The organism is Bacteroides sp. HMSC067B03 (assembly GCF_001811315.1).
GTDB classification, from domain to species: domain Bacteria; phylum Bacteroidota; class Bacteroidia; order Bacteroidales; family Bacteroidaceae; genus Bacteroides; species Bacteroides faecis.
Window position 1 is genome coordinate 1 of record NZ_KV804457.1, and the last position, 1,024, is coordinate 1,024.

Sequence of the window (1,024 nt, forward strand, 5' to 3'; positions counted from 1 at the left end):
ACCCGTTGGCGGAATTAAATCAGCGCATATTTAATTCTTCCAATGGGTCTTCCATTTAGTTTGTTAATATATTGTAGGATTGTCAATGCGCTAATTTTCCCGATAATGCGGGTGAACAATCCTTCTATATCCTTTGCATAGTTCCGAACAATCATAAATTGATCACAAAGCTGTGAAAAAAGTGTCTCAATTCTCTTTCTGAACTTCGCAAATGGAGCGAATGTGGGTTTCCAGTCCTTCTGATTTGACCGATATGGCACTTCAAGACTAATATTTACTGTTTCAAACAAATCCAATTGTATCTCTGTGCTGATATATCCCTTATCACCGATGAGAGTGCAATTGTTATATTCTGTCCTTATATCCTTCAAATAATGAATGTCGTGTACATTGGCCTTTGTCAGGTCAAATGAATGTACAACCCCGTTCAATCCGCAGAGAGCATGTAATTTATAACCATAGTAATATACACCTTGGGAGGCGCAATAGCCGATTGCAGGAGATTTTTCATAATTATTCTTCCCCATCTTGCATCGTCTTGCACGAGCTAAGCGACAAACCTCTATCGGTTTGGAATCTATGCAAAAGTATTCTTCGCATCCATCCAGACGTTGAACCATCCTCTCACGAATGACCTTACAGAGTGAAGACGTGTATTTCCGTCTGTCATTATATTGTCGACGGGAGACCAGATTCGGGATTTCCGTCCTATATTCCTGTAGCTTGGAAAACAGAAAAGATTCACTGTCAATACCGATCGCTTCTGATGTCAGGCTTAGGGCTATTATCTCCAAGTCCGAAAACCTGGGAACCACTCCACATCTTGGGATATTGCCGGACTCATTCACCAAATTATCGGCCAATTGCTTGCAGATGTCGAGAAATCTTACGAATATTGCATATAAGTTGTGCATGGAATTGATTGTAATTAATAGTTTGGTCACTACTAATTTACTAAATATCAGTGATATGTACAACTTTTTAATACTCATACGGTTATTTATTTAATTCCGCCAACGGGTTA

General features: G+C 39.2%; 1 protein-coding gene. It reads right to left on the reverse strand.

All coding sequences use genetic code 11. From position 1 onward, the window contains the following. Positions 1-14: 14 nt before the first annotated feature. A complete protein-coding gene (locus HMPREF2794_RS22790) occupies positions 15-992 on the reverse strand; it encodes an IS982 family transposase (protein WP_070752807.1) in 978 nt (325 codons plus the stop codon). Positions 993-1,024: the final 32 nt, after the last annotated feature.